The 26157-nt window shown below is 60.1% G+C and carries 23 protein-coding genes and 1 riboswitch; of the genes, 6 read left to right on the plus strand and 17 right to left on the minus strand.

Going from position 1 to position 26157, the window contains the following annotated elements:
• Window positions 1-54 precede the first annotated feature (54 nt).
• Genes GTU76_RS21660 through GTU76_RS21685 form a run of 6 tightly spaced genes read right to left on the minus strand, consistent with a single transcriptional unit; the run spans window position 55 to window position 8038 of the window.
• Window positions 55-1239, minus strand: coding sequence for an aminotransferase class V-fold PLP-dependent enzyme (locus GTU76_RS21660; protein WP_180699552.1), 1185 nt, complete (start codon window positions 1237-1239; stop codon window positions 55-57).
• Between the two features lie 15 nt (window positions 1240-1254).
• The gene (locus GTU76_RS21665) at window positions 1255-2496 is read right to left on the minus strand and encodes an MFS transporter (RefSeq protein ID WP_180699553.1); all 1242 of its coding nucleotides are present in this window, start codon (window positions 2494-2496) and stop codon (window positions 1255-1257) included.
• 13 nt (window positions 2497-2509) lie between these two features.
• Complete coding sequence (locus tag GTU76_RS21670) at window positions 2510-4360, minus strand: IucA/IucC family protein (RefSeq protein ID WP_180699554.1); 1851 nt, start codon at window positions 4358-4360, stop codon at window positions 2510-2512.
• A gap of 36 nt (window positions 4361-4396) precedes the next feature.
• Window positions 4397-5557 carry an NAD/NADP-dependent octopine/nopaline dehydrogenase family protein gene (locus GTU76_RS21675; protein ID WP_016987083.1) on the minus strand — a complete coding sequence of 387 codons (1161 nt, stop codon included), beginning with the start codon at window positions 5555-5557 and terminating at the stop codon, window positions 4397-4399.
• A 28-nt stretch (window positions 5558-5585) separates the two neighbouring features.
• Window positions 5586-6629: a PLP-dependent cysteine synthase family protein gene (locus GTU76_RS21680; protein WP_180699555.1), complete on the minus strand. Its 1044-nt coding sequence runs from the start codon at window positions 6627-6629 to the stop codon at window positions 5586-5588.
• A gap of 14 nt (window positions 6630-6643) precedes the next feature.
• Entirely contained in the window at window positions 6644-8038 is a 1395-nt protein-coding gene (locus GTU76_RS21685) for a Y4yA family PLP-dependent enzyme (RefSeq protein WP_175554582.1), read from the minus strand.
• 614 nt (window positions 8039-8652) lie between these two features.
• Between GTU76_RS21685 and GTU76_RS21690 the strand changes: the two genes are divergently transcribed.
• From GTU76_RS21690 to GTU76_RS21705, 4 genes are all read left to right on the plus strand, one after another.
• Entirely contained in the window at window positions 8653-9543 is an 891-nt protein-coding gene (locus GTU76_RS21690) for an HpcH/HpaI aldolase/citrate lyase family protein (RefSeq protein WP_180699556.1), read from the plus strand.
• A gap of 25 nt (window positions 9544-9568) precedes the next feature.
• Window positions 9569-9970 carry a ParB N-terminal domain-containing protein gene (locus GTU76_RS21695; protein WP_180699557.1) on the plus strand — a complete coding sequence of 134 codons (402 nt, stop codon included), beginning with the start codon at window positions 9569-9571 and terminating at the stop codon, window positions 9968-9970.
• Window positions 9971-10079: 109 nt separating this feature from the next.
• A complete protein-coding gene (locus GTU76_RS21700; protein WP_180699558.1) occupies window positions 10080-12296 on the plus strand; it encodes a TonB-dependent receptor in 2217 nt (738 codons plus the stop codon).
• Window positions 12297-12429: 133 nt separating this feature from the next.
• Window positions 12430-12810, plus strand: a complete 381-nt coding sequence (locus GTU76_RS21705; protein WP_180699559.1) for a fe2+ zn2+ uptake regulation protein — start codon at window positions 12430-12432, stop codon at window positions 12808-12810.
• Window positions 12811-12824: 14 nt separating this feature from the next.
• Here GTU76_RS21705 and GTU76_RS21710 read toward each other — a convergent pair whose 3' ends face one another.
• A complete protein-coding gene (locus tag GTU76_RS21710) occupies window positions 12825-13427 on the minus strand; it encodes a LuxR C-terminal-related transcriptional regulator (protein ID WP_175554577.1) in 603 nt (200 codons plus the stop codon).
• 115 nt (window positions 13428-13542) lie between these two features.
• Here GTU76_RS21710 and GTU76_RS21715 point away from each other — a divergent pair, with 115 nt between their 5' ends.
• Window positions 13543-15171, plus strand: coding sequence for an ATP-binding response regulator (locus tag GTU76_RS21715; RefSeq protein ID WP_180699560.1), 1629 nt, complete (start codon window positions 13543-13545; stop codon window positions 15169-15171).
• Window positions 15172-15256: 85 nt separating this feature from the next.
• Here GTU76_RS21715 and yecR read toward each other — a convergent pair whose 3' ends face one another.
• From yecR to GTU76_RS21740, 5 genes are all read right to left on the minus strand, one after another.
• On the minus strand, window positions 15257-15565 hold the full coding sequence (gene yecR, locus GTU76_RS21720) for a YecR family lipoprotein (protein WP_016987091.1): 309 nt from the start codon (window positions 15563-15565) through the stop codon (window positions 15257-15259).
• Between the two features lie 32 nt (window positions 15566-15597).
• The gene (locus GTU76_RS21725; RefSeq protein ID WP_180699561.1) at window positions 15598-15912 is read right to left on the minus strand and encodes a hypothetical protein; all 315 of its coding nucleotides are present in this window, start codon (window positions 15910-15912) and stop codon (window positions 15598-15600) included.
• Between the two features lie 408 nt (window positions 15913-16320).
• On the minus strand, window positions 16321-16683 hold the full coding sequence (locus GTU76_RS21730; RefSeq protein ID WP_180699562.1) for a hypothetical protein: 363 nt from the start codon (window positions 16681-16683) through the stop codon (window positions 16321-16323).
• A 661-nt stretch (window positions 16684-17344) separates the two neighbouring features.
• Complete coding sequence (locus GTU76_RS21735) at window positions 17345-18517, minus strand: cystathionine gamma-synthase (RefSeq protein WP_180699563.1); 1173 nt, start codon at window positions 18515-18517, stop codon at window positions 17345-17347.
• Entirely contained in the window at window positions 18514-19890 is a 1377-nt protein-coding gene (locus GTU76_RS21740) for a pyridoxal-phosphate dependent enzyme (protein WP_016987096.1), read from the minus strand. The genes GTU76_RS21735 and GTU76_RS21740 overlap by 4 nt, the downstream gene beginning before the upstream one ends.
• A 428-nt stretch (window positions 19891-20318) precedes the next feature.
• Between GTU76_RS21740 and GTU76_RS21745 the strand changes: the two genes are divergently transcribed.
• Entirely contained in the window at window positions 20319-20870 is a 552-nt protein-coding gene (locus tag GTU76_RS21745) for a GNAT family N-acetyltransferase (protein WP_016987097.1), read from the plus strand.
• On the opposite strand, the gene GTU76_RS21750 is transcribed toward GTU76_RS21745, so the two are convergent.
• The 5 genes from GTU76_RS21750 to phnX all read right to left on the minus strand — a co-directional run bounded on the left by GTU76_RS21750 (window position 20809) and on the right by phnX (window position 26079).
• Window positions 20809-21573, minus strand: a complete 765-nt coding sequence (locus tag GTU76_RS21750; protein ID WP_175554574.1) for an ABC transporter ATP-binding protein — start codon at window positions 21571-21573, stop codon at window positions 20809-20811. The two genes, GTU76_RS21745 and GTU76_RS21750, sit on opposite strands and share 62 nt — an antisense overlap.
• A complete protein-coding gene (locus tag GTU76_RS21755) occupies window positions 21570-22574 on the minus strand; it encodes a FecCD family ABC transporter permease (RefSeq protein ID WP_175555709.1) in 1005 nt (334 codons plus the stop codon). Before GTU76_RS21755 ends, GTU76_RS21750 begins: the two co-directional genes overlap by 4 nt.
• A gap of 8 nt (window positions 22575-22582) precedes the next feature.
• Window positions 22583-23596, minus strand: a complete 1014-nt coding sequence (locus tag GTU76_RS21760; protein WP_180699564.1) for an ABC transporter substrate-binding protein — start codon at window positions 23594-23596, stop codon at window positions 22583-22585.
• Window positions 23597-23740: 144 nt separating this feature from the next.
• A riboswitch (cobalamin riboswitch) is annotated at window positions 23741-23934 on the minus strand.
• A 42-nt stretch (window positions 23935-23976) separates the two neighbouring features.
• A complete protein-coding gene (locus GTU76_RS21765; protein WP_016987101.1) occupies window positions 23977-24912 on the minus strand; it encodes a Ppx/GppA family phosphatase in 936 nt (311 codons plus the stop codon).
• Between the two features lie 339 nt (window positions 24913-25251).
• A complete protein-coding gene (phnX, locus tag GTU76_RS21770; RefSeq protein ID WP_180699565.1) occupies window positions 25252-26079 on the minus strand; it encodes a phosphonoacetaldehyde hydrolase in 828 nt (275 codons plus the stop codon).
• Window positions 26080-26157: the final 78 nt, after the last annotated feature.

Genomic DNA, 26157 nt, shown 5'->3' on the forward strand with positions numbered 1-26157 from the left:
TCCCAATGCTAGTTTACAACCCCTCTTTGACGCAAGCGCCGATTGGCGTCCTGTTCAGGTGCCCTGCAAACCGCGCAGTGCAGCGACCATCGTGTCGATTTCCGCCTCAGTGTTGTACGCATGCACCGACGCACGGCTGACCTCCAGCAAGTCCCTGTGCTGCATGTCGAGCAGGGTCGAGCGGAACGTCGAGGTGCTGACGTTGATGCGCTTTTCCTGGCCGGCCAGCCACTGTTGAACGTGCGCGGCGCTGCTGTCGCGATGAGTAAACGTGACGATGCCGGACTTCTGCACCCCGAGGTCTCGCGGCGTGATACCAGGAATATCTGCCAGTTGCCGGCGCAGGTAATCAGCCAATTGCTGAATCCGCTGCCACATCGGCTCGATGCCTTGCGCCAGCGCGTATTCCACCGCCGCACCGAGGCCCAGCTTGGCGGCGACGTTGCATTCCCAGTTCTCGAAGCGTCGGGCATCGGCGCGGATTTCGAACGTCTCGGCGTCCTGCAATGAGGCAGCATGCAAGTCGAGAAACGCCGGCTCAAGGTTCTGGCACAGAGACTTTTCGACATACAAAAAACCCATCCCGCGCGGTCCACGCAGGTATTTGCGACTGGTGGCCGCGAGCATGTGGCAGCCGATTTTCTGCACGTCGATCGGCATCTGCCCGACACCCTGACAGGCATCGAGCAGAAACAGCACGCCAGCCGCACGGGCGAGGGCGCCAATCTGCTCGATGGGTTGCACCGGGCCGCCATTGGTGGCGATCACCGGCAAGGAAATCAGTGCAACCCGATCATCGTCGAGCATGGCCGCTAGCGCCGACAGGGAAACCTGGCCGTGTTCATCGTTAGGAATGACCCGAATCTCGATACCGCGCCGCTGCTTCATTTGCAGATAGGGAATGTAGTTGCCGGCGTATTCGGTGGTCGACGTCAGCACCACATCGCCGGGTTGCAGCGGTAACGAATAGAACGCCATGTCCCAGGCGCGGGTCGCGTTCTCGATCACCGCAATTTCGTCAGGCTGAGCGTTGATCAATTGCCCGATGGCGGCGTAGACATTTTCCACTTCGGCCGATTGTTGCCCGGCGGCTTCGTAGCCGCCCAAAGTCGCTTCAAGCTGAATATGACGGGTCATGGTCTCGATCACCGGCGCGGGCATCAGCGCCGCGCCGGCATTGTTGAAGTGGATCAGTTGCGCGACGGCAGGAGTGTCGGCGCGCAGTTGTTCAATGTTCAAAAGCAGACTCCTTGATCATTCGCCGTCTGGGGCTGGGCTCGCTTGCATCGCCGCCGGCCAGTAGCGCAACGCGATGATCGGGATCAGTGCGACGACGTAAGCGAGGCAAACAAACAGATAGGTGTACTGCAAACCGTAGACCTGACTGAGCAGACCACCGGCAGAAATCCCCGCAATCGAAGCGAATTGCGCAGTGCCCTGAGCGATGCCCAGCACATGGCCTTGCTGTGAGCTGTCAGCGGTTTTCGAGATCAGCGCCATCAGCACCGGTGTGGTTGCACCCAGCAGCACGCCCCAAATGAAGTAGGTGATAACAAACACCACCGGGTTGTGAGTCACGCCCGCCACAGCGGTCAGGACGATGCAGCCGATGACCACGTAAGTCATGCGCTGCAAGGTCTCCTGCTGCCCACGGTGTTCGAAATAGCGCGACCACGCCGTGGCCGACAGAATGAAGCCCAGCGCCAGCAAGCCGTAGCAGAGGCCGACTACCGAATTGCTGACCTCGAACACCGAGCTGACATACAGCGAAAACGAAGTCTGCGGCAGCATTCGCGCCAGCAACAGAATGCCCATCACACCGAGCAGCGAGAGCAATGGTGAGCCTTGCCAGAGACTGCCGGAACGAACCGGCGCAGCCTTGTCGACGACCACGGCTTTCTTCACCGGCGGCACGTCCGGCAAGGTCACGGCGGCGATCACGGTACACACCGCACACAGCGCCGAGGCGATGATGTTGATCCAGAAGAACGTCGCGTAATCGAGGATCAGACCGCCGACCACCGCACCCAGCAGCGAGCCGACATTGGTCGATATTTGCAGAATGGCGAACAGCCGTGCCCGTCGCGACGGTGCCTCAATACTGACGCCATAGGCCTGTGCCGGCGCGATATAGCCGGCAAACGCGCCTTGCAGAAAGCGCAGGATCAGAATCACCCAGATATCACTGAACAGGGCCAGCCCAAGCTGGGTCAACGACAAACCGGCGAGGGCGCGGATCATCATCAACTTGTGGCCGTAGCGATCGCCGATGCGGCCCCAGAAGGCACTGGTGAGAATAATGCCCAGCATCGGCCCGACGTACACGGCGATGCTGGCGAAGCTGAAAACCGACTCGGAGGTGGTCAGCCCACGCAGGTGGACAGGCCAGAACGGCCCGCTCATTTCCATCGCGCCCATCGACACCAACTGGATCGCAAATAGAAGATAAATCAGGATTCTTACTCTCGAACCCTGGATGGCACCTGCATGGGACATGAGTCAGCCTCGGTTAAACGCTAGCGAGCGGGTTGGTCAGGGTGTGCTGCAAACGATAGTTGCTGTACTGCATCATGTGCATGCGCAGCAGCGAACGGGTTGGCCAAGGCTCTTCGACGAACGCCTTGTGCTCGGTTTCCCACACATCTGCCGCGACGCGGTCACGCACCGCTTCGAAGGCAAGGTCGGTTTCTTCGCGCAAGATTTGCCATAGCCGTGTGTTGTTGAAAGCGTATTCCTTGGTCAGCCACAGGGCCATTTCATGCAGGTGCGTGAGGAACGCCGCGTCGAGCACAAACATGCGCACCGGCTCGATATCACCGCAGAACACTGTCGGCAGAATACCCGGCTGCACGTGTGGTTGCAGGCTGTAACCACGGCCCTCGAGCAACGGCGCGTAAGTGCGGCCATCGCCGAAATCGCGGATCAGCAGACTACGTGCTTTGCCATCCGGGGAGAACAGCACCATGGTGTTTTGCTGGTGCGCCTCAAGGCCGATGCCGTACATCAAGTAGATCGCCACCACAGGGTGAGTCACCACTTTCGCGTACTCGCGGAACCAGTTCTCGACCTGCGCAGTATTGGCGCGTACACCGTCACGTTCAATCAGATCGGTGAACAGCGGACGACCACTGCCGGGCAAACGGGTGAACAGTGAAGCCACGGTTATCGGCAGGCATTCATCGTTGCGTTCGAATGCCGGTGCGCTGGCGCGATACACCACGGACAGATGACGGCCCGGGTGATCGTCCTGCGTCACCGCGTTTTTGTAACGCACACCGATTTCTTCCTGGAAGATTTCCAGGCGTTGATCGAAGCCGTTTTCCGTCTCGAGAATCTTGCTGATCACCGTGCTGATGCGCGGGCCCATGTGAATCGACTTCGCTTGCAGGCTGCGCAGTTCGCTGGTCATCCATACCGCGATGGGCAGTTTGATCAGCGGCGCGGATTCGTCCAGCACCGGCATCATCGTGCGATACGACATGGTCGGCAGGGTTGGCAGGTCCGGGCCATCGGTGATCAGAATGCCGTCGGCGATTTCCTGCGCGAAGGTTTCCAGCACGTAGGCTTGTAAATGCCAGCTGTGGATCGGCAAGGGCAGCCACTGGTTTTCGTCCAGCCCCTTGCTGTTGAGCGAGGCTTTCCATTGCGCCCATTGCGTCGGGAAATGCTCGGCGAACCAGGCGCGGTAATCGATCACGTGCGGCATGCTTTCGCTTTTCGCGTTGTCGGCACGCAACGCGGCGATGCGCAGCGGCACTTGTGCGTTGAACTCCGGTGACAGCTGCTCGACTTCCTCATCGGTGAGGCCCGGGCGCGCCTTCCACGTCGGGTAATAAGGATGACCTTCCAGCGAACCCCACTGGTCGAGCAGAATGGCGGCATCCTTGGTTTTGGCGTGCTGGCGCAGATAGTCGGTGAAGCTGCTCAGCCCATGATCCTTGGCCGCTTGCTCCAGTCGGGCGTTCCATTGCTGACGATGCTGACGGGCGTGGGCGTCGTTGGTCAGGCTGTTTTCCATGTCGGATTTGAGCCCGGCGATACCGTCGTCGGTCGGCGCGAAGTCGAAGCTGTCGCGCAGCACATCAAGCATGTCCTGGTGGCTGGTGATGACCTGGCGTACGCCTTCATCGGTCACCAACACCACGTCACCGTCGTTGACCACGGTATCGGCCGGGCCTTTGGCGATGTCGGAAAAGGCCAGATGGGCGCGACCGCCCTTGAGCGGGTAAGTCGCCTCGTGGCCCTCGACGGAAAAGCTCAGGGCCGAACGGTCGAGGATGTTTTCCGCAAACAGGCAACGCACCAGACGGCGCATGGCGTTTTTGCGGGAGTAGGCGATCAGTGTCTTGAAGTCATCCATATCAGTGGTCTGCTCGTCGAAAATTGAATAGAGAGATCAAGCGGCGGCGCTTGTCGTGTGCGGCCATTGGCGCGGGAAATAGTCGAGTGCCGAGTCGCGCAGGCCATTCATGTAGGCCACGCTCCACTGCAGGACTTCCTCGATGTAAGGCACCTTGAGGTCGAAGCGTTTGGCCATTTCCACCAGCAGCACCAGGCCGTAGGCGACGTCTTCGTTGAAGGCGCGGCTCTCGCGCTCGATCACGTAACCGGCGCGGTTGTCCGCGGCCGGCACCATCGGCGCAAGGATGTCGTTGTAAGCCTGATTGGTACGCAGGATCGAGAGCATGCTGCTCGGGTCGCGGATCTGCTCGCCGTAGGCCTCGACGATTTCCTGTTTCAGCGATTTCACCGAAGACAGGTCGATACCCAGACGCTGGCTGATCACCGCACACAGTTGCTGGCTTTCCTGATCCATGCGTTCAAGGAAATACGCGCCGAGTTCCGGGCATTCGGTCCACCAGCACATGCGCTGCGGGAAGATCTTGCGATGCCACTGGCCGTAGGGGCCGATCAGGCCGTAGATCACCGAGCTGTGCATGATCGGATTGCCCGGTGTCAGGGTGATTTCCAGAAAATGCTCGAGCATCGTCACGCACGGGCCGTACAGCCGCGTGAGTATTTTTTCCAATTGGCGGCGCGCGGTTTGCGGCTCTCGGGCGTGGGTCGCCACGTACAATTGGCTTTTGCCACCACCCATTTTGATCGAGCGTCCCGGGGTCAATTCAAACGCCGTGTGCGGCACATCCTTCATGCCCCAGATCACCACATTCGGCCGGTCGGGCAGGGTCGCTTCAGCCAGCCAGTCGAAACCGCAGAAGCCGGGAATGGCGCCGATGAATACCGGTTTGCTGGTGGTCAGATGCGGCGCGATGTCTTTCAACGTTTGCGGGCGGGCATGGGCCGGCACGGTGATGATGACGATGTCGGCATCTTCCACCGCGGCTTTCGCGTCGCTGGTCACCCGATCGAGCCGGGCGCTCAGGGTCGAACCGTCGGGCAGCAACGCCTGCATCGGCGTCTGGCGGGCGTACTGTTCGATGACCTCCTGATTATGGGTGTGCATCGAAACCTGAACATCGGGCAGTTGCTTGAACAGGATGGCGTTGAGATGGCCAGTCCTGCCGCCACCACAGATGGCGACTTTCAACAGATTCATCGAGAGGCGTTCCTGTGTGAAGGGTGGGTCATGCGACGCTCAGTTGCAGCGGCGCGGAGATGGAATCCAGCCATTGGGTCTTGCCCAGCCAGGCATCCAGTTGCGGGGCGATGCTCGGGTCGATCAGGTCGCGCTCTTGCAGCCATTTGTCGTCGAACACGGTGTGCAGGTATTTCTCGCCACCGTCGGCAATCGGCACCACGACGTTGCCGGTCAGCACGCCTTTGTGGATCAGCTCCAGTGCCTTGAAGATCGCACCCCCGGTCGAACCGCCGACCAGCAAGGCGAAGTTGCGCGCGATGTAGCGCGCGGTTTCGAACGCCTGCGAGTCGCTGACTTGCACACCGAGATCGATGCAGCTGTAGTCGAGCACCAGACCCACGGTGTCGCCGGCCGGCGTGCCGGTGCCGGATTGGTAATACGGATAGCCGGGGTGGCCGAAGACAATCGAACCGGCCGGTTCCACCGCGACGGTGACGGTGTCCGGGTTGTGCACTTTCAAGCCGCGAGCGATGCCGGTCATCGAACCGCCGGTGCCGACACAACCGACGTAAGCGCCGACCACGCCTTCAGCCTGCACGATGGTTTCGCGGACGAAATCGCTGTAGCCGCCGGCATTGGCCGCATTGTCGGACTGGTTCATGAACACCGCGCCGGGAATCTCGCTCGCCAGTTCGGCGGCCATCTGTTGCCGCTCGACCACTGCCACTTCATCTTCGCGATAAGTGCCTTTGACGAAACGAATGTCGGCACCAAGGGCTTTCATTACAGCGATTTTGTCTTGTGCGGCGTGGTGATCGACCACGGCAATAAAGTGCAGGCCAAACTCGACGGCGGCCATGGCCAGGCCAATCCCGGTGTTGCCCGACGAAGACTCGACCACCACACCACCGGGTTTCAGGCGACCGGACTTGAGCGCGGCCAGCACCATGTTGCGCGCCATGCGGTCTTTGATACTGCCACCGGGATTGTTCTTTTCAATCTTCAACAACAATCGCGCGTTGGTATCCGGAACATCAATGCCCAACATCGGCGTATTACCGATAAGGTCCGAGACTTTATTCAATATCATTGCAATTGTTCCCTTTAGTAGTCAGGTGAAAACGCATAGTTACCTTCCGTACAACAGGTCGCCGTCAGCCGCCGGGGCAGGGGATGGCGATGAAACTCGTTTTCCAGCAAGTCCATCTGGTAACCGGCGGTGTTGATATAAATCAATAAGTCACCGGCTTGCGGTGCCGTCGCAAAGTTGATCAGGCGATGGGTAATGACGTCATCGTCCAGGCAACTATGGCCGGCGATATAAGCCTGGATCGGGGCGTGTGGCTGTTGTTTGGTACTGACAAGTATCGGATCTAGCAGATATTCCGAGGCAAACCAGGTTTCGCAAGCACTGAAACTGCTGCCCTCCACGAAGATCACGGTTTTATTGTCAGCCAATTGTTTGCTGCGCGTGACGCGAAATATTGACATGGCGGCTTGATCGACCAGACTTCGGCCGGGTTCGAGTGCGAGGGTTATATTCTGCGTCTGCAAGTAATTGGCAATCGACAAGCCTGGCGAATGCTCGGCTTCGAGCAATAACGTAAGCCATTGCGTCGCGGTCAGTTCACTGCCGTAAGGATAATAAGTGGCGGGAACTTTCTGGTTGTAATAGTGGCTCTGGTTATTGTCATTTTGTAGGAACTGAGCGTAGGTCTCAGGCTCGACATAACGAATCGGCAAGCCGCCACCGATGTCGATCATCTGCGGATTCAAGCCCATTTCCCTGGCCGCCTCGATAAATCCGCTGACCTCACGAAAGGCTTGTGCGCGGGATTCGAACCCATAGCCGCCGAGGTGAAAATGTAAACCTTCAAAATGAAAAAGCTCAGGTTGTTCTGTCAACCGTTGCAGGCATTGCAGCAGGTCTTGCGAGCCCATCCCGAATCGGCTGTTCTGACTGCTTTTCGGTCTGTAACGCAGTAGCACTCTGGTTTTCGTCGGACCTGGTTGTGTGGGGATCACGCTATGCAGGTGATCGAATTCCTCCAGCGAATCCACACAAATCAATGAACCTGCGCTGATCAGCGCTTGATGGAAAACGGCTGTTTTGGCCGGTCCTGTGGCGCAGATTTTGGCGCCCGGCACACCTGCGCGCAGGGCAGCATTCAACTCGTGAATGCTCGACACATCGACGCCGATCCCCGAATTCGCTGCAGCGCCGAGCATGCTTTGCGACTTGTTGGCCTTGGCCCCGTAGAAAATGGCATGGGGCACTTGGTATTGCTTCAACACGTTCAGCAGCGCTTGCGTGTTTAATTCAAACGCATGGGGCCAGACCAGATTTAACGGTGAGCCCTGTTGATCCACCAAGTCTGTAAGTTTGTTCGGGAACTTGTTGATAAGCGTGGAAATAACCGGGTCGATGAGCGGTGTTAACATCTCCGGGTGATGAACTTTATACGGCTGTTCAACAGCAGATTTATTTGTTGTAGGCATAGTTAACCCTTGGCGTCGAAAGTTACGTCGCCATTGATAGTTCGATCACCGATCGTTATCGATGCAGGTCGTCTTTTTTTGCTCGTCAGCGTCGAGGCTTTAAATAACTTGGAGGCGGATGCCAAATGAAATCCGCTATTGGATCTGTAGCCCTGATTGTAATAAATGGTTCACAGAACAATTGCATGAGAACCCCATTCCATAAGGTTTGTGCGGATGTAATGAATGGCCATTAGTTGCTGGCCATTGCCCTGTAGCAGCCTGTAGCTGATGTTTAAGTGACATCACTGACAGGTACTTTTGCAGATACCGATGACTTGCGTTGAAACGAGGATAGTTCCTCTTGGCGGCGTGAACAATATTGCGAACAGGAACGATTATCAAGTAAGGTTTTCAAATATTTTTGAATAAAGACCTGCTCAAGGCGAATCCATGAACGTGTATTTACACGCTCAAGGACGCGTTCGCCCCGAGATAAAAAAGTCCGTTAATTCCTTGAACAATAAGGCGTTAAGGGCTGTTGCGATAAGTCCCGGAACGGCAGGTAAAACCGCCGCTCAAGGGGCCCGAAAATTTTCAGAAACCACGACTGGTTCACGCCAAGGAGCAACGCCATGCAATCCGATCGACTCAGCCGCAAAGCGCCACTCGCGATCAGCTACCTGTTCGTGCCGGGCAATCGTCCCGAGCGATTCGCCAAAGCCTGCGAAGCAGGGCCGGACGCGATCATTCTCGATCTTGAGGATGCCGTTCATCCGGACAGCAAGGCCGCCGCCCGTGACGCCATTCGGGTGTGGCAGGAGAAAACGCCGAACGTTGCTTGTGAGCGTTACATTCGCCTCAACAGCGTCAGCAGCGCGTTGTTTGACCAGGACCTGAGCTGGCTCGGCGACATGCGTTACCCCGAGCGCTGCGACGGGATTTTCCTGCCCAAGGCCGAATGTCCCGAAGCCCTGACGCGGGTGGTCGAGGGCCTGCTGGCGTGGCAGCCGGCACTGAAGATCGTTGCGATCATCGAGACCGCCAAAGGCCTGCAGCAGGTTGAATCAATCGCCGCGATTACGGGGCTGACGCGGCTGGCGTTCGGCTCGCTGGATTTCTCGCTGGACATCAACTGCAGCCAGACCCCGGAGGCGTTTTTGTTCGCCCGCAACCGCATCGTGCTGGCTTCGCGCACGGCGGATCTGCCGTCGCCGATCGATGGTGTGACGCCGGCCATCAGCGATTTGGCGGTGGTCGGCAAGGACTCGCATTACGCCCGTTCGCTGGGCTTCGGCGCCAAGCTGTGCATCCATCCCGGTCAACTGGCCACGGTGCAACGCGCCTTCCTGCCGGACTCACGCCAGTTGGCCTGGGCCGATCGCGTGATGCGAGCGGTGGCGACGGGCAGTCACGCGGTGCAGGTGGACGGCGAGATGGTCGACTTGCCGCTGATCGAACACGCCCAACGCCTGCTCGATGTGGCCAGCCAGCATGCGCCGGTTGCCCGCGCCGATGCCTGCTGAATCCCCGGCGAATCAGGAGATCACCATGGACCACGGATATCAGATTGCGCTGCGACCACTGTGCGACGTGTTGCAATCGGAGCAGGTCGACCCGGCCAACGTGACGCTGCTGCGCGAGTCGATTGTCCGCGCCGGGCATTGGCTGGAACCGATCATCGTCGAGCGTTCGAGCGGCATCGTGATGGACGGCAATCACCGTTTCACCGCAGCGTTGCAGTTGGGCTTGAGACGGGTGCCGTGCATCCAGCTCGATTACTCCGATCCGCGCGTCTGTGTGCGGCATTGGCAAACCGGGCAGGCGTTCGAGGTGGCGCGGATTTTCACCACCATCGCTCGCGGCGAGATTTTTCCGTACAAGACCACCCGGCACGCGTTTGACCCCGCGCTGCCGCTGGTCGCGATTCCGCTGGAGCGCCTCTACGCCTGACCCTGATCGGGCGACGGAAAAAAACTTTACTGCGGGTGATACTTTTTCGCAGATCGACTGGCAATAGGAGTGATTACCATTTTCCCTCGATGAAAAGGATCCTCACGTCATGCCTGTTGTCAGTCGTCCTTGCGGTGAGCGGGTGTTAGCACTCGCCGTGCGTACCGCCATGCTGAATTTCGTTTTGGTCGCAGGAAGCGCCAACGCTTGGGCCGCCAGCCCCGAGCAACCAGGCGTTGCCGCCGACCCGACTGCGAACGCCGCGCCGGACGCGCTGACCCTCGACAGCACCAACGTCAACGCCCGTTACAACGGCGCGACCGCGTTGCCGGAAACCCTCGCCGGCGGCCAGGTCGCTCGCGGCGCCCGGCTGGGCATGCTGGGCAACAAAGACGTGATGGACACGCCGTTCAGCGTCACCAGTTACACCGCCAAAACCCTCGCCGATCTGCAAACCGTGACCGTCGCCGACGCCTTGGAGCGCGATCCTTCGGTGCGCTCGACCGGGCAGACTGGTGGTATCGTCGATTCGTTTTTCATCCGTGGCTTCCCGATTGGCGAAGGCAACCTTGGTGAGCTGGCGTTTGACGGCGTCTACGGTGTCGCGCCGAATTATCGGGTGTTCACCGACTACGCCGAGCGCGTCGAAGTGCTCAAGGGGCCGGGCGCGCTGATGTACGGCATCTCGCCCAACAGTGGCGTCGGTGGCGTAATCAACATCGTGCCCAAGCGGCCGCTGGATGAAGACCTGACCCGGTTCACCGGCACCTATGCCTCGGACTCTCAGGTCGGTGGGCATCTGGATCTGAGCCGGCGCTTCGGTTCGGAAAACCAGTTCGGCGTGCGTTTCAACGGCAACCTGCAGGGTGGCGATACCGCCGTCGATGATCAGCATCGCGACCTCGGTGTCGGCGCGATCGCCCTGGATTATCGCGGCGAGCGTCTGCGCCTGAACCTCGATTACATCAGCCAGAAAGAAAGCTGGGAGGGCGCTTCGCGGCCCTTCACCATTGCGCCGGGCGTTGATGTGCCGTCTGCGCCGAACGGCCGCACCAATCACTCGCAGGACTGGGGCTGGTCGGACACCAAAGAGCAGTCGACCTTGCTCGGTGGCGAATATGACCTGACCGACAACGTCACCGTGTTCGCTCATGCCGGTGGCGGCAAGTCCGACGTCAAACGCCTGTCCGACCAGGTGCCGAGAATCCTCAACGACGCCGGTGATACCAGCAACATTCCCGGCTACTACAAATTCAACGTTGATCGCTCGACGGCTGACGTTGGTATGCGTGGCGTGTTTGCCACTGGCCCGATCACTCACACCACCACGGTCATGGCGACCCGGTATCAGGATGAACTGTCACGCGGCATCAACAACGGCACGGCCATCCTGTCGAATATCTACCACCCGATCGACAGACCGCAGCAGTACATCAATTCGCCAAAAGTGTTGCGCGTTTCCGAATCGGAACTGTCCGGTGTGGCCTTGACCGACACGATGTCGATGCTCGATGACCGCTTCCAGTTGACTCTCGGCGTGCGGCGTCAGGACATCGAATCGCGTAACTACAACGCTGCCGGTGCGGTCAGTTCGAAATACAAGGACAACGCCACGAGCCCACTGGTTGGCGTGGTGATCAAGCCTTGGGAAGACGTTTCGCTCTACTACAATTATGTAGAAGGCCTGAGCAAGGGCGACATCGCCCCAGGCACGGCGGCAAACGCGGGCGAGACCTTCGCGCCGTACGAGTCGAAGCAGCATGAGGTCGGCGTCAAATACGAACACGGCACGTTCATGACCACGCTGGCGTTGTTCCAGATCGAGAAACCGAGTGGCGAAGTCGGTGCCGACAACGTGTTCTCTGTGCAGGCCGAACAACGTAACCGTGGTATCGAGTTGAGCATGTTTGGCGAAGTGGCGCCGGGCACGCGGTTGATGGGCGGTGTGACGGTGCTCGACGGCGAGTTGACCGATTCGGCGACCAAGGCTAACCGTGGCAACAAACCGGTCGGCGTGCCGGACGTGCAAGCCAACCTCTGGGCTGAATGGGACACCCCGTGGCTGGAGGGTTTCACGCTGACTGGCGGTGCGATCTACACCGACAGCCAGTACGTCAACCAGGCCAACACTCAGGAACTGGATGCCTGGACCCGCTTCGACGCCGGCGCGCGTTATGCGACCAAGATCGAAGGCCGACCCACCACGTTCCGCGCCACCGTGCAGAACGTGTTCGATCGTGAGTACTGGTCGGGCGTAGCGTCCTACGGTGCGTTCTCGCCGGGTTATCCGCGCACCTTGCAGCTGTCGGCCACGGTCGATTTCTGACGGGGCGGGAAGGGCGGCGCTGTCGTCACCTTCACTATAGAAAGTCACGATCACGTTGCCTGTCCGACACGTGGTCCGGCAGGCGGGAAGCAACTGCAACCCGCCTGAACATTTTAGAAAGGGAGTATTCGCTATGTTTAACCACCCAGGCGTTGGCGCTTTAAACGCACCTTCAGCGTTTCGGACAGCGAACAACCCGTTGGCCTTTGAGTTTGATCGCAGCACCAATGCGCATATTCGCGAACTGCTGCGCCACTTCGGACTGCGCACCAGCCTGATCCGCTTCAAAGTCATTAATGCACTGGTGGTGGCCAGCCGCGACGGCCACGGGATCGGGGTAAATGGCGTGCATACGTTTGTCGAATCGTCATCGCCCGAGCTGTCGTTTGTCAGCGTGCGCGAAGTGCTCAAGCGTCTGGGGGAAGAGGGGCTGATCGTGCTTGGCAGTGACAAGACCTACCGATTTTCCTCTGAGGCCATGGAATTGCTGCAGCAACACACCGATCATCTGTAGGCGCTGCCGAGCGCCTACAGAGTCCCCGTGTATTTCACGGCGGCGGCCGCTCGCGAGGGCACGTTCAGCGTGCGTAATAAAGAAGACACATGAATGCGCACCGTGAACGGAGAAATATCCAGTTCACGGGCGATTTCCTTGTTGGTCTTGCCTTGGGCGATCAAGCGCAGCACGTCCTGCTGACGCGGCGTAAGGGCGGCGCCGGTTTCCAGCGGCAGCAAGCCGGACGGCGCAAACTTCACCAGCACCTCACCTTCACGAATCGCCAGAATCGCCTGGCCGATTTCGTCCGGATCGATGTTTTTGCCGATAAAACCGTCGATACCGGCGGCCATGACTTCGCTGATCAACGACTCATCATCGACCATCGACACCACAATCAGCGTGGTACGCGGCAAGCGTCGACGCAGTTCGGCGAGCTGGCTCACACACGTGAGCCCGGGGAAGCGCAAGTCGAGAATCAATGTGTCCGGCTCGCCCAAAGGCAGCAGCGCCAGTACGGCGTCGAGATCGCCGGCTTCTTCGATAACGGCTTCGGGCAGCAACCGCTGAACCGTGCGCAGCATCGCTTCGCGAAACAGCGGGTGATCGTCGGCTATGATAATTCGGCAGGTCATGGCACGACCCTCCCTGGGTCAGGCGTTGCTCAAGGCTTGCACCTTAGCACCGGGCGCGAAGGTTGCCTGTAGGCTGATTCGGAAACTGACGATTGCCGCACAAGGACGTTTAACCATGAAGTTCGAGAAAAACACCGAACTCGACCAGGCCAACCTGCGCATCATCATCGCCAGTATTGCCGTGGTTTACATGCTCATACTGGGTTTTTTGCCAGGGCAGCGCTTCGATACGTATCTGCCGGTTGTCACCTACATCATCCTGTTTTTGCTGGCCTCGATCGGCTTGCGTCAGGCGATTGCACGCTGGCCGGGGCATTACCCGGCGCGGCGGATTTTTTCCATGGTCCACGATTACACCGGCACCTGTTTCGGTCTGGTGGTCGGTGGCGAGGCGGCGTTGCCGCTGTATGCGGTGATCATCTGGGTCAACCTTGGTAACGGCATGCGCTATGGCTCGCGCTATCTGGCGATTGCCACGGCGCTGGCGTTGCTGGCATTGCTGTGTGTGTATCGCCTGACGCCGGTGTGGCAGGCACAACCGTTCATGGTGTTGATGCTGATGCTCACCAGCACGGTGATCCCGTTTTATGCGCACTTGCTGCTGGAGCGTACGCGCAAGGCCTCCGAAGAGGCGGTGGCGGCGAATCTGGAAAAGTCGCGGTTTCTCGCTCAGGCCAGCCATGATTTGCGTCAGCCGATTCATTCAATTGGACTGTTTACCGCGTGCCTGAGGGAGTCGCGGTTGGGGGACGAGGAACGGCGCTTGGTCGATAACATCGACCGATCGCTGCTCAACGTTTCGCAACTGTTCCGCTCGATTCTCGATCTCTACACCCTTGATAACGGCCGGGTTCTGCCCAAACTGCAAACCCTCAATTTAGGGGAATGGCTCGCGGGTCTGATTCGCCAGAACGCCGAAGCGGCGCGTTGGGCCGGGGTCGAACTGCGTTTGCGCCCCTGTGAGTATTGGGTGTGCACCGATCCGGCGTTGCTCGCGACCATGGTGCAGAACGTGCTGTCCAACTGCTTCAAATACGGTGCGCAACGGCCGGTATTGATCGGCGTGCGCCGGCGCGGGGCAGGGCTGGCCATCGTGGTTTATGACCGTGGCAACGGTATCGCCGAGGAGCATCTGGGCAAGGTGTTCGAGGAGTTTTATCGGGTGCGGCAAGTGCGCGATAAAGACGTCGAAGGCGTGGGGCTGGGGCTGTCGATCGTCAAGCGTCTGGGTGAGTTGATCGGTGTCGGCGTTACTCTGCGTTCGCGGCTCGGGCGGGGAACGGCGGTGACTTTGTACGGGTTGCCGATCGCCGCGCCACCGCTGTTAACGGTCAATCGGAATGAGGCGCGCCAAGTCGGTTTGCTGACCGGGCTGAAGGTGTGCCTGGTGGAAGATGACCGCAATGTGCTGCTGGCGACTTCAGCGTTGCTGGAGCGTTGGGGCTGTGTGGTTCAGGCCGAGTTGACGGCTCAGGACTTGGTCACCGACTGCGACATCATCGTCGCCGACTATGACCTCGGCACCCATGCCACCGGCATCGAATGTATCGATGATGTGCGCAGGCAGCGCGGTTGGGCGGTACCGGCGATGATCATCACCGGGCATGACGTCGAGAAAATCCAGGCAGCCTTGCACGACCGCGACATCGCCATCCTGTCCAAACCGGTACGCCCGGCCGAACTGCGCGCGACCTTGAGAGCCCTGCGCGACCGGCAACCCGAACCCGCTGAAAGCGTTTCGTGAATGATCATCGCGGACACACCAAAGATCCCTGTGGGAGCTAGCCTGCTAGCGATTTGGCCAGCAGGCTGGCTCCCACATTTTCAGATCAGCGTTTGCACAGGTAATCCTGGGTGATGGTGGTTTGCAGGCAGTTGTACTGGCCCATGGTGCGGCAGATGTTTTTCTCTGAGCCGGTCACTTCGGCGTTTTTGTAGCCCCAGGTCTTGCAGCGTTGCGCGGCGACGGTCAGGCCTTGTTCAGCGCTGGTCTGGCCGCTTTCGAATTGGCCCAGTTCATAGGAGACCTGGACGACGCCATCGTTTTTGCTGCCGCCGGTGGCCTCCCACTGTTTCGGCGTGGCACAGCCAGTCAGGAACAGGGCGCTGAGGGTGAGTGTCGCGATCAAGATTTTCATGAGTGAGCGGAGTCCTTTACCGGGTGGAGAAGTTATTGCAGAGGGATTGGCGAAGCACCTTTCGGCAGGCACGACAGCGGCGGCGACATCATGCCCATGCTCGCCACGGCGATAATTACGCCGCTGGGCAATTCACAGTTGTATTCCCCGGCCGGGGTGTAGGCGGTGTAGTAGGTGAGGGTGCTGTCGTTGCGGACGTTGTCGATTTTCGACACCGGTTTACCGATCACCGTTTGCGCGCGTTCTTTCATGCTCGCTTCAGTGGGTTTGACGGTCTGGCAGCCGGCAACGCCGAGCAGCATCGCGCCGACCACGGCGATCTTGCAGAGGTTTGTATGGAGTTTCATGGTGTGTCTTCCTTGGTGTTGTTCTGATTTCCAGGCACAACGATCCCGCACGCTGCGAACAGGCAACGTTGAGGAGCATCGGGGGTTGCGGGGGAATATAACGCCAGCGGACAGGGCGGTCGATTAGCACAAATGTGCTAGTGCGGCGCTCGACAGGCGGTTTGCTGGATCCGCCTGTCGCGCCGAGGGAGGATTACTGAGGGCTGTTGAATTGATCGGAGTAACTGCCGGTCATCAACGCGGAGGCGACGCGATCAGAGCCAACGCCGACACGCGAATAGGCAACCCGGTTGACGCCAGTGCGGTCGGCGCCATCTGAAGCCAGTGCGCCCGCGCCGACATGGTCAGCGCCATCAGAAGCTACGGCTCCTGCACCTACATGATCGGCACCATCAGAAGCGACTGCGCCTACACCGACATGATCAGCGCCATCAGAGGCGACCGCACCAGCACCGACATGATCAGCGCCATCAGAGGCGACTGCGCCAGCACCAACATGATCGGCACCATCAGAAGCGACTGCGCCTGCACCGACATGATCAGCGCCATCAGAGGCGACCGCACCAGCACCGACGTGATCGGCGCCATCAGAAGCGACCGCACCAGCACCGACGTGATCGGCGCCATCAGAAGCCACCGCGCCTGCACCAACATGATCGGCGCCATCAGAAGCGACCGCGCCTGCACCAACATGATCGGCGCCATCAGAAGCCACCGCGCCTGCACCGACATGATCAGCACCATCCGAAGCAACCGCTCCGGCGCCAACATGATCCGATCCATCGGACGCCAACGCCTGCGGCTGCGCCGCCCAGACATTGGGCACCACAACGGTCGCCACGACCGCCAGAAGCACGCCTGACAACAACTTGTGTTTCATAGTTCTCTCCACGACCCGGCAGCCACAAAGCGATAAGGCATCGTCCGCCGCGTGTTCGCTGGCGTTACGACTGATTGGCTTGGGTCAGACTGGTGGACGAAAGGCACCGACACACCGTCAGGCGTGCGGGTGTCGACAGAATCATGATCGAACTGATTGAGTATAGATCGCGATTGCGAGCCGGCACGGCGGGGGGATCGACGGCCGTTAGGCGCTTCTCTTCCTGCCCGATTGGGGCAAAGCTCGAATCAGTCTAAAAACTCTGATTCAAGGCGGCGAGCCTTTGCTAGGCTCAAAGATGTAGGCGAAGACGCAGACTGATGCGCAATCGGATAGCAAGGGGGCGTGGGGCGCGCTCCGAAAGGTACACGGTTAGAAAGATCTCCGCGCTGAGATCCAGCCCTTATGCCGTGTGAAGCAGCCGAGGCACTAACTTTCAATTTGACCCGGTACTGTGGGAAGCCCGATAAACCTTGTAAGCCAGAGACCAGCACTGGCCGCCTACTCGAACACCAAAGCCCGCTTCGTGCGGGCTTTGTCGTTCCTGCCAGGTCAGATCGATTTGAGCGCCTGCGCCAGGTCAGCGCGCAGGTCTTCGACGTCTTCAACCCCCACCGACAGACGCACCAGGCCATCGCCGATCCCCAGTTTCGCCCGGGTATCAGCCGGAATGGTCGCGTGAGTCATGATCGCCGGGTGCTCGATCAGGCTCTCCACACCGCCCAGACTTTCCGCCAACGCAAAGATCTTCACGTTCTCCAAAAACCGCCGCGCACCGGCCAGATCGCTGTTCAGATCAACCGAAATCATCCCGCCAAAACCACGCATCTGGCGCTTGGCCAACTCATGCTGTGGATGCGACGGCAGTCCTGGATAGTAGACACGTTTGACCTGCGGTTGCTGCTCCAGCCACTGCGCCAGATCCAGCGCATTGCTGCAATGACGCTCCATGCGCAGCGCCAAAGTCTTCACCCCGCGCAGGGTGAGAAATGCATCGAACGGTCCGGCAATCGCACCGACCGCGTTCTGCAAGAAGCCCAGCTTCTCGGCCAGTTCTTGGTTCTGGCCGACCACGGCGATGCCGCCGATTACATCGGAGTGACCGTTCAGGTACTTGGTGGTCGAGTGCAGCACGATGTCGAAACCCAGCTCCAGCGGCCGCTGGATATACGGGCTGGCAAAGGTGTTGTCGGCCACGCTGATGATCCCGCGAGCGCGGCAGATACGGGCGATAGCGGCGAGGTCCGAGAGGCTCAGCAGCGGGTTGGTCGGTGACTCGACAATCACCAGGCGTGTGTCGTCCTGCAGCGCCGCTTCGAACGCCGCCAGGTCAGTCAGATCGACGTAGCTGAAACGGTGTCCGGCACTGCGCTGACGGACCTTGTCGAACAGGCGGAACGTGCCGCCGTACAAGTCATTGCCGGAGATGACGTGCGAACCGGCATCGATCAGTTCGAGCACCGTGGAGATTGTTGCCAGCCCGGAAGCAAAGGCAAACGCCTGGGTGCCGCCTTCAAGGTCCGCCACGCAACGCTCCAAGGCAAAACGCGTCGGGTTGTGCGAGCGGCCGTAATCGAAACCCTTGTGCACGCCGGGGCTGTCTTGCAGATAGGTGGAATTGGCGTAGATCGGCGGCATCAGCGCGCCGGTGGTCGGGTCCGGTTCCTGCCCGGCGTGGATCACCCGGGTCGCGAAGCCTTGGGATTTATCGTCGTGCTGACTCATGCGAGGGATCTCCGTAATTGGTTGAGCATGTCGGTGCGAGTGATCAGGCCATGGAAGCCCGATGCATCGGCAATGATGGCGACGAGGCCACGGCTAAGCACCGCTTCCAGCTCGGCAAGGCTGGCGCCGGGCGCGAGGGTTTGCAGCTTGTCGGTCATCACGCTGGACACCGATTGACTGAAGCGCGCGGCGTCTTCGTGCACCGGCAGCAGGATGTCGGATTCGTCGATCACGCCGACCAGTTGCTTGCCTTCCACCAGCACCGGCAATTGAGAGACATCGGCCAGGCGCATGCGCTGGAACGCGGTCAGCAGGGTGTCGTCGGGGCCGACACTGATGACGCGGCCGTCTTCGAAGCGGCGGGCGATCAGGTCACGCAGATCACCGTAACCCTTGCGCTGCAACAGGCCCTGATCGGTCATCCACTGGTCGTTGTAGACCTTCGACAGATAACGCGTACCGGTGTCGCAGACAAAACTCACCACGCGTTTCGGCTCGGTCTGTTCACGGCAATAACGCAGCGCCGCAGCGAGCAGGGTGCCGGTCGACGAGCCGCCGAGAATACCCTCGGCCTTGAGCAACTGGCGGGCGTGATCAAAGCTTTCTTCATCGCTGATCGAGTAGGCGTGGCGCACGCTGGAGAGGTCGGTGATCGACGGAATGAAGTCTTCGCCGATGCCTTCCACCGCCCATGAACCGGGCGTTGGCAGGGAGCCGTCGCGGCTGTATTGCGCCATCACCGAGCCGACCGGGTCGGCCAGGACCATTTCCAGATCCGGCTGCACGCGTTTGAAGAAGCGGCTCAGGCCCGTCAGCGTGCCGGCGGAACCGACACCGACGACGATCGCGTCCAGGTCATGTTCGGTCTGCGCCCAGATCTCCGGCGCGGTGCTGCATTCATGGGCCAGCGGGTTGGCCGGGTTATTGAACTGGTCGGCGAAGAATGCGCCGGGAATGTCTTTCGCCAAACGTGCGGCGACGTCCTGGTAATACTCGGGATGGCCCTTGCCGACGTCGGAGCGGGTGATGTGCACTTCGGCGCCCATGGCTTTCAAGTGCAGGACTTTCTCGGTGGACATTTTGTCCGGCACCACCAGCACCACGCGATAGCCTTTGGCGCGACCCACCAGTGCCAGGCCCAGGCCGGTGTTGCCGGCGGTGGCTTCGACGATAGTGCCACCGGGTTGCAGGCGACCATCACGCTCGGCGGCGTCGATCATCGCCAGACCGATGCGGTCCTTGATCGAGCCACCGGGGTTCTGCGATTCGAGTTTGAGAAACAGCGTGCAAGGCCCGGTGTCGAAGCGGGTGACTTGAACCAGCGGAGTATTGCCGATCAGCCCAAGTACGGCAGGGCGTGATTCCTTTGACATTTCTTCACCTCTTAATGGTGTTGATCGCGTTCCAATCGCGGGGAAAAGACTCGCGTGCAACATAGGCTCAGACATCGGCTGTCGCAACCTTTAGTCGGTCGTCAATACAGCCATTTCGATCTAACGATAGATCGAAATCAAAGACTTGCCGGGACGGGTTAACGTGCGTTTACACAGAGGCGTCATTGAGTTTTCAAAGGGCGTCTTCCCGACCATGGACGGCTTGATTTGCGAAGCAATATCCTGCTGCGAAAACTGTCCGGAAGATTTCACATCGCGCAGTTATCGGCTGCCGAAGATGGTGGCGGGTCAGCCAATGAAGGTGTTGATCCTGCCGGGGCATGACATTCAGGTTCGGGGAATTTCCATGGCAGCACAGGGTAGGGTGTTGTTACTCTGACCGGCCGCAGTCGAGGCGTTTGCACTACATGAGTCATCAACCGATCATTCAGGCCGTGTCTGAAGCAGACATTGGCGAGGTGCTGAATTTTGTTCTGGCGGCCCGCGCCGAGCTTTTCCCCAAGCTCAGCGCAACGGGTATGCCAGACGATCTGGCGCGTTTCGCCGAGGTTTATCTGGGTGGGAAAGGGCGTTTTCTGATTGCTCGCCAGCAAGGGCAGATCGTCGCTTCCATCGGTTATCTGCCTTACGACCGACGTTTCCCGCGTCTTGCCTGGCCTGACCGTAACGTGGTGGAAGTCGTCCGCCTGTTCGTCCTGCCTTCGCAGCGACGCTCAGGGCTGGCCGGCGCGCTGTATCGAACACTCAAGGAAATGGCACTCGCCGACGGGGTCGAGCTGATCTACCTGCACACTCATCCGTTTCTGCCGGGAGCCATCGAGTTCTGGCAACGGCAGGGCTTCGAGATTATCGAGGTCGACGCTGACCCGGTCTGGCAGACGACGCACATGCAGGATGTCATGAGTGGAATCGAAGAATCTGCGCCCCATCGAACGGGTCCGTCAGGTAGTGCGCCCTGACCCCGAAAGTGTCCTGTAACCGCTGCGGTGTCAGCACTTCCAACGGCGCGCCCAATGCCACCAGCCGCCCCCGTTCCAACACCGCCAGACGATCGCATTTCAACGCCTGATTGAGATCATGCAGGGCGATCAGCGTGGTCACCGGCAACGTCTGCACCACGTTGAGAATGGTCAGTTGATGCTGAATGTCGAGGTGGTTGGCCGGCTCGTCGAGCAATAGTATTTGCGGTCGTTGAGCCAATGCCCGAGCGATGTGCACCCGCTGTCGTTCACCACCCGACAAGCTGCGCCACAGACGCGTGCGTAAGTGCATGGCGTCAACGTCGGCGAGTGCCTGCTGGACGATGGCGTCGTCCGCGTCCGACCACGGTTGCAGCGCCGACAGCCAAGGCGTTCGCCCCAGCGCCACGGCATCAAACACACGAATGCCGTCGTCGGTGTCGGCCTGTTGCTCGACCACCGCGAGCTGTTGCGCAATGCTGCGTCGGGCCATTTTGCCGAGTCGCTGACCTTCGAGCAGCACCTCGCCGGCGCTCGGTTCGCGCAACCCGGCCAGCAATTTCAACAGGGTGGATTTTCCCGAGCCATTCGGCCCGACGATGCCCAGTGTTTCGCCGCGCTGCACCTCAAGGCTGACACCGTTGAGCAAGTCGGCGCCGCGCACTCTGAAGCTCAGATCAGAACAACTCAAAACACTGTTCATCGTGCGGACCTGCGGCCAACCAGAATCAAGGCGAACACTGGCGCACCGACCAGTGCGGTAATCACCCCGACCGGAATCACCTGGCCCTTGATCAACGTGCGCGACAGCACATCAGCGGCAATCAGAAACACCGCGCCGCCCAACGCACTGGCCGGCAGCAACCGCGCGTGACCGGTGCCAAGCAACAGCCGCGCGGCGTGGGGAATCACCAGTCCGACAAAACCGATCGAGCCGACAATCGACACCATCACTGCCGTCACCAGCGCCGCGCAGCCAATCAGCAGAATCTGCACGCGTCGCACCGGAATACCGAGAGACGCCGCCGAGTCCATGCCAAAGGTGAACGCATCCAGCGCCCGCCGATGCCACAGACACACGACCAACCCAAACACGGCCACCGGCACCGCCAACCACACCGACGGCCAACGCACGCCACCGAGATTGCCCAGCAGCCAGAACATGATCCCGCGTGCCTGCTCGGAGCTGGCCGAGCGGGTAATCAAAAACGCCGTGAGCGCGTTGAACAGCTGCGAGCCGGCGATCCCCGCGAGAATGATTTGCCCGGTGCCGCTCGCCGAGCCGCTGACTCGCGCCAGCAGAATCACCAGCACGAACGCCGTGACCGCGCCGGCGAAGGCACCGACTGACAGCGAGATCATTCCGGCGCCAACCCCGAGCAGCGCGACCATTACCGCGCCGGTCGAAGCCCCGGCAGAAATCCCCAGCAGATACGGATCGGCCAACGGGTTGCGCAACAGCGACTGCAAAATCACCCCGCACGTCGCCAGGCCGGCACCACACGCCGCCGCGACCAGTGCGCGGGTCAGGCGGTAGTTCCAGACGATGCCTTCGTCAATCGGGTCGAGTGCGTAACCGGCGCCCCACAGCTTGTTGGCCAGCACTTGCACGACCACGCCCGGTTCAATCGAGGTTTCGCCGATGGCCACGCCGGCGACCACTGCAATCAACAGTGTGGCCAAGGCCAACAGCGTGCGGATCAGGCTGGCACTCATTGCGACAGGTCATAGCCGTTGATGGCCGTGGCCAGTTGCTCGATGCCATCGAACATGCGCAGGCTCGCCTGCATGGCCATGGCATCAAGGATGATGATGCGGTTGTGTTTCACCGCGTCCATGTTGCGTGTCACCGGGTCGCTGCGCAGGAAGGCGAGTTTCTTTTCATGGTCGTCAGCGGGGAAGCGTCGACGGTCCATGCGCGCGATGACGAGGAAGGTCGGATTAGCCTTGGCGATGGTTTCCCAGCCGACCGTTGGCCACTCTTCATCGGACTCCACCACGTTGCGCACGCCGAGGGTGCTGAGCATGAAATCGGGAATGCCTTTGTGTCCGGCCACGAAGGGCTCGATGTCCATTTGTGCGCTGGAGAACCAGACCAGTGCGCTGGCGTCCTTGAGCTGTTTGCCTTGGGCGGTGGCAATCGAATGGGCGAGGCTGGCCTTGAGTTGGTCGTTGAGCTGCTGGCCACGCTCCTGCACATCGAAGATCTGCGCCAGTTGGCTTACGCTCTTGTAAATGGAGTCAATGCGAAACGGTGCGAGCCGCGTACCGTCGGCGCCGACGAGGTTGTCCTTGGCTTCGCAATCGGAGGGCAGCAGGTAGGTCGGAATCTTCAACTCATGAAACTGCTCGCGAGTGCCCACCGCACCTTGCGGGCCGACCATCCATTCCAGCTCCACGGCCACCAGTTCCGGGCGCTTGCCGATCACCGATTCGAAACTCGGTTCGTTGTCGGCCAGGCGCTGGATCTTGTCGTTCTGCGCCTTGTATTTATCCAGCACGTTGTTGAACCAAAGCGAAGTGCCGACGACTGTGTCGCTCAGGCCCATGGCGTAAAGCATTTCCGTGCCGGCCTGGCCGATGGTCACGGTGCGCGTCGGGGCGTGCTGGAAGGTGAGGGTGCTGCCGCAGTTTTCTACCGTCAGCGGGTAAGCGGTCGGTGCCGCGTGGGCCAGGGTGCAAAGGCTCAGGCCGGTGATGAAGGTGGCAACGCGGGGCAGCAGCATGAGGCAGTCTCCGGGGAATCCGTACGCGGAGCGGGAGAGTACGGATTGGAAACACACCATCGAACGCGGTCAGGAAAACAGCGCAAGGCCGGGCATCAAGCGTTGACGCGCACGGCACGATGTCCTTCCCGGACACCCCGCCGGTTAGTAGTCACTGTGCCGGCAGGTCTCCTGACTGATGCGTCATCGCCTGGCTCCGGCCTTCCCGGGATTTACCCAGTGGCAGTCGTGGAGCAGGCTCGGCACCTACAGTTGCGGGGGCAGTTCCGATCAGTGCTGAGCAAGCACCTCGGATTCCCTATTAGTCCCCTTCGGGAACCGACGGCGGCATGGTAGTCGATCGAGCCGCTGAAGGGGAGACGAATCTGCCGTGGGGAGGATTAGTGCTGGCTCATCAAACCGTGCAACACGCCTAAACGCAGGCCCGGTTCCGACGGCACCATCTGCGCGATACCGAACACTTTGAAGGCGGCCAGCATCAACACCAGACCACCGGGCAGAATGCTCTGGCGATGAGGTTGCAGCCCGGCCAGTTTCAGTTGCTGGACGTTGTTCACCTTCAGCAGAAGCAACGACAGGCGTAGGAGCCCGCCGTAGGTGATGCCGTCCTGGCCAAAGTCGTTGAGACGATTGGCCTTGAGCACTTTGGCGAGCATGCGCGCGGTGCCGGAAGAGCCGATGGTTTGCTGCCAGCCCTGAGCACGGTAGCGCCGGGCAACTTTTTCAAACTGCAGGATGGCGAAACGTTCGGCTTCCTGTAACGCAGCGGCGGACAGGTCGCCGCCGCGAAAAAAGCGTGTGCTCAAGGTGCCACTGCCGATGGCGATGCTTTCGGTGAGCAACGGTTGCGCGCCCTGGCCGAGGATCAGCTCGGTGGAACCGCCGCCGATGTCGACCACCAGGCGCAGGTCTTCAGCGCTCGGCAAGGCATGGGTCACGCCGGCGTAGACCAGCCGCGCCTCTTCATGGCCGCAAATGACATCGATGGGAAAGCCCAGATGCCGTTCGGCACTGGCGAGAAACAGCTGCGCGTTGTCCGCTTCACGCACCGCGCTGGTGGCCACCGCGCGCACCCGGCCGGCCTCGAAACCACGCAGTTTCTTGCCGAACCGCGCCAACGCCTGCCAGCCGCGATCCAGTGCCAGTGCATCCAGTGCACCACCGTCAAAGCCCTCGGCGAGGCGCACCGGTTCGCGCAGGGTTTTCACTTCCTGAATCTGCAAGCCCTTTCGACTGCGCACTGACTGGCCGATCATCAGGCGAAAGGCATTCGAACCCAGGTCGATGGCGGCAAACAGCGAGGCGTCGTCTTTCATGGGAATCCTTGCAAAGCACCCGTCGGGAGGCGCGAGACGGTTTGCGAGGATTCTGCCGTGATCTTGATGACATCCTGATGACGGGGTGGGGGCGGTTCAATGAATGTGTGGCTGTCATGACACTGTCATTATCCGGCGTCTATGCTGAGGCCAATACATCGCGTGTTCTTAAAGTTTTTGCTGCCAGTTTTGGCAGCTTTTTTTTGCCCAAAATTCAGCGAAATCCCCGTAGGAGCTGCCGAAGGCTCGGGCCGCGATCGGACGATCTTTTGACTTTGTTTTTGAGAGCAAGATCAAAAGATCGCAGCCTTCGGCAGCTCCTACAGGGGTAGTGGGGAGTTAGCAGGACTGAGGAGTTTCGCCCCGGGCCAGACGCGCATTGATGTCGTCGATCACTTCCGGGAGCTCGGCGATGGTGTCGATCAGGTAATGCGGGCGCGAAGGCGCGAACATCTTGCCGATTCGCGCGCGCCCCTCAGCCAGTCGATCCGACGGCAACGCCTTGTATTGCTCATAGCTCAGGCCCAGTGCGTTGCCCGAGCAGGTCAACGCCACCGTCCACATGCCGGCGGCGCGCCCTTCGAGAATCCCTGGCCAGGTGTCATCGACCTTGACGCACGCCGCCACGTCATCGATGCCCAAAGCAATCACGTTAGCCAGCGCCTGCGCCGGATGCGGCCGGCCATTGGGGACTTCATCGGTGGCGACGACATGGTCGGCGATGTAGCCATTTTCCCGCGCCAGTTCGACGACCTTGGCCATCACCACCGCCGGATAACCGGAGCACGAACCGATTTTCAAACCCTTGTTGCGCAACGCCGCAATCGCCTCGAGCGCACCCGGGATCAACGCCGAATGCAGGGCGATTTTCTCGATCTGCAACGGCATGAAACGTTCGTAGATCGCCGTCACATCGTCATCGCTCGGGACGCGATCGAACGCCGCACGATAACGCTCGGCGATCTGCGGCAGGTTGCACAGCGTGCGAATGTGATCCCACTTGCCCATGCCCATTGGCCCGCGCGCTTCTTCCAGCGACACCGCGACGCCAAACTCGGCAAAGGCCTCGACGAAAATCTGCGTCGGCGCAAACGAGCCGAAATCGACAACGGTGCCGGCCCAGTCAAGGATCGCGGCTTGCAGGTGAGTCGGTTGCTTGTATTGCATGGTCAATCTCCGTTTTCGGGTAAGCGTGGGCCGTCCCTCGGCAATGAGGTAGGCGGTTTCAAGGTTTGATTTTGCTGA

The organism is Pseudomonas crudilactis, from assembly GCF_013433315.1.
Taxonomy (GTDB): domain Bacteria; phylum Pseudomonadota; class Gammaproteobacteria; order Pseudomonadales; family Pseudomonadaceae; genus Aquipseudomonas; species Aquipseudomonas crudilactis.

Bases quoted from the DNA above. Each gene is read 5' to 3' on its own strand.
- GTU76_RS21665 (WP_180699553.1), bottom strand. From the start codon at position 2,496: ATGTCCCATGCAGGTGCCATCCAGGGTTCGAGAGTAAGAATCCTGATT.
- GTU76_RS21670 (WP_180699554.1), bottom strand. From the start codon at position 4,360: ATGGATGACTTCAAGACACTGATCGCCTACTCCCGCAAAAACGCCATG.
- GTU76_RS21675 (WP_016987083.1), bottom strand. From the start codon at position 5,557: ATGAATCTGTTGAAAGTCGCCATCTGTGGTGGCGGCAGGACTGGCCAT.
- GTU76_RS21680 (WP_180699555.1), bottom strand. From the start codon at position 6,629: ATGATATTGAATAAAGTCTCGGACCTTATCGGTAATACGCCGATGTTG.
- GTU76_RS21685 (WP_175554582.1), bottom strand. From the start codon at position 8,038: ATGCCTACAACAAATAAATCTGCTGTTGAACAGCCGTATAAAGTTCAT.
- GTU76_RS21690 (WP_180699556.1), top strand. From the start codon at position 8,653: ATGCAATCCGATCGACTCAGCCGCAAAGCGCCACTCGCGATCAGCTAC.
- GTU76_RS21695 (WP_180699557.1), top strand. From the start codon at position 9,569: ATGGACCACGGATATCAGATTGCGCTGCGACCACTGTGCGACGTGTTG.
- GTU76_RS21700 (WP_180699558.1), top strand. From the start codon at position 10,080: ATGCCTGTTGTCAGTCGTCCTTGCGGTGAGCGGGTGTTAGCACTCGCC.
- GTU76_RS21705 (WP_180699559.1), top strand. From the start codon at position 12,430: ATGTTTAACCACCCAGGCGTTGGCGCTTTAAACGCACCTTCAGCGTTT.
- GTU76_RS21710 (WP_175554577.1), bottom strand. From the start codon at position 13,427: ATGACCTGCCGAATTATCATAGCCGACGATCACCCGCTGTTTCGCGAA.
- GTU76_RS21715 (WP_180699560.1), top strand. From the start codon at position 13,543: ATGAAGTTCGAGAAAAACACCGAACTCGACCAGGCCAACCTGCGCATC.
- yecR (WP_016987091.1), bottom strand. From the start codon at position 15,565: ATGAAAATCTTGATCGCGACACTCACCCTCAGCGCCCTGTTCCTGACT.
- GTU76_RS21725 (WP_180699561.1), bottom strand. From the start codon at position 15,912: ATGAAACTCCATACAAACCTCTGCAAGATCGCCGTGGTCGGCGCGATG.
- GTU76_RS21730 (WP_180699562.1), bottom strand. From the start codon at position 16,683: ATGTTGGCGCCGGAGCGGTTGCTTCGGATGGTGCTGATCATGTCGGTG.
- GTU76_RS21735 (WP_180699563.1), bottom strand. From the start codon at position 18,517: ATGAGTCAGCACGACGATAAATCCCAAGGCTTCGCGACCCGGGTGATC.
- GTU76_RS21740 (WP_016987096.1), bottom strand. From the start codon at position 19,890: ATGTCAAAGGAATCACGCCCTGCCGTACTTGGGCTGATCGGCAATACT.
- GTU76_RS21745 (WP_016987097.1), top strand. From the start codon at position 20,319: ATGAGTCATCAACCGATCATTCAGGCCGTGTCTGAAGCAGACATTGGC.
- GTU76_RS21750 (WP_175554574.1), bottom strand. From the start codon at position 21,573: ATGAACAGTGTTTTGAGTTGTTCTGATCTGAGCTTCAGAGTGCGCGGC.
- GTU76_RS21760 (WP_180699564.1), bottom strand. From the start codon at position 23,596: ATGCTGCTGCCCCGCGTTGCCACCTTCATCACCGGCCTGAGCCTTTGC.
- GTU76_RS21765 (WP_016987101.1), bottom strand. From the start codon at position 24,912: ATGAAAGACGACGCCTCGCTGTTTGCCGCCATCGACCTGGGTTCGAAT.
- phnX (WP_180699565.1), bottom strand. From the start codon at position 26,079: ATGCAATACAAGCAACCGACTCACCTGCAAGCCGCGATCCTTGACTGG.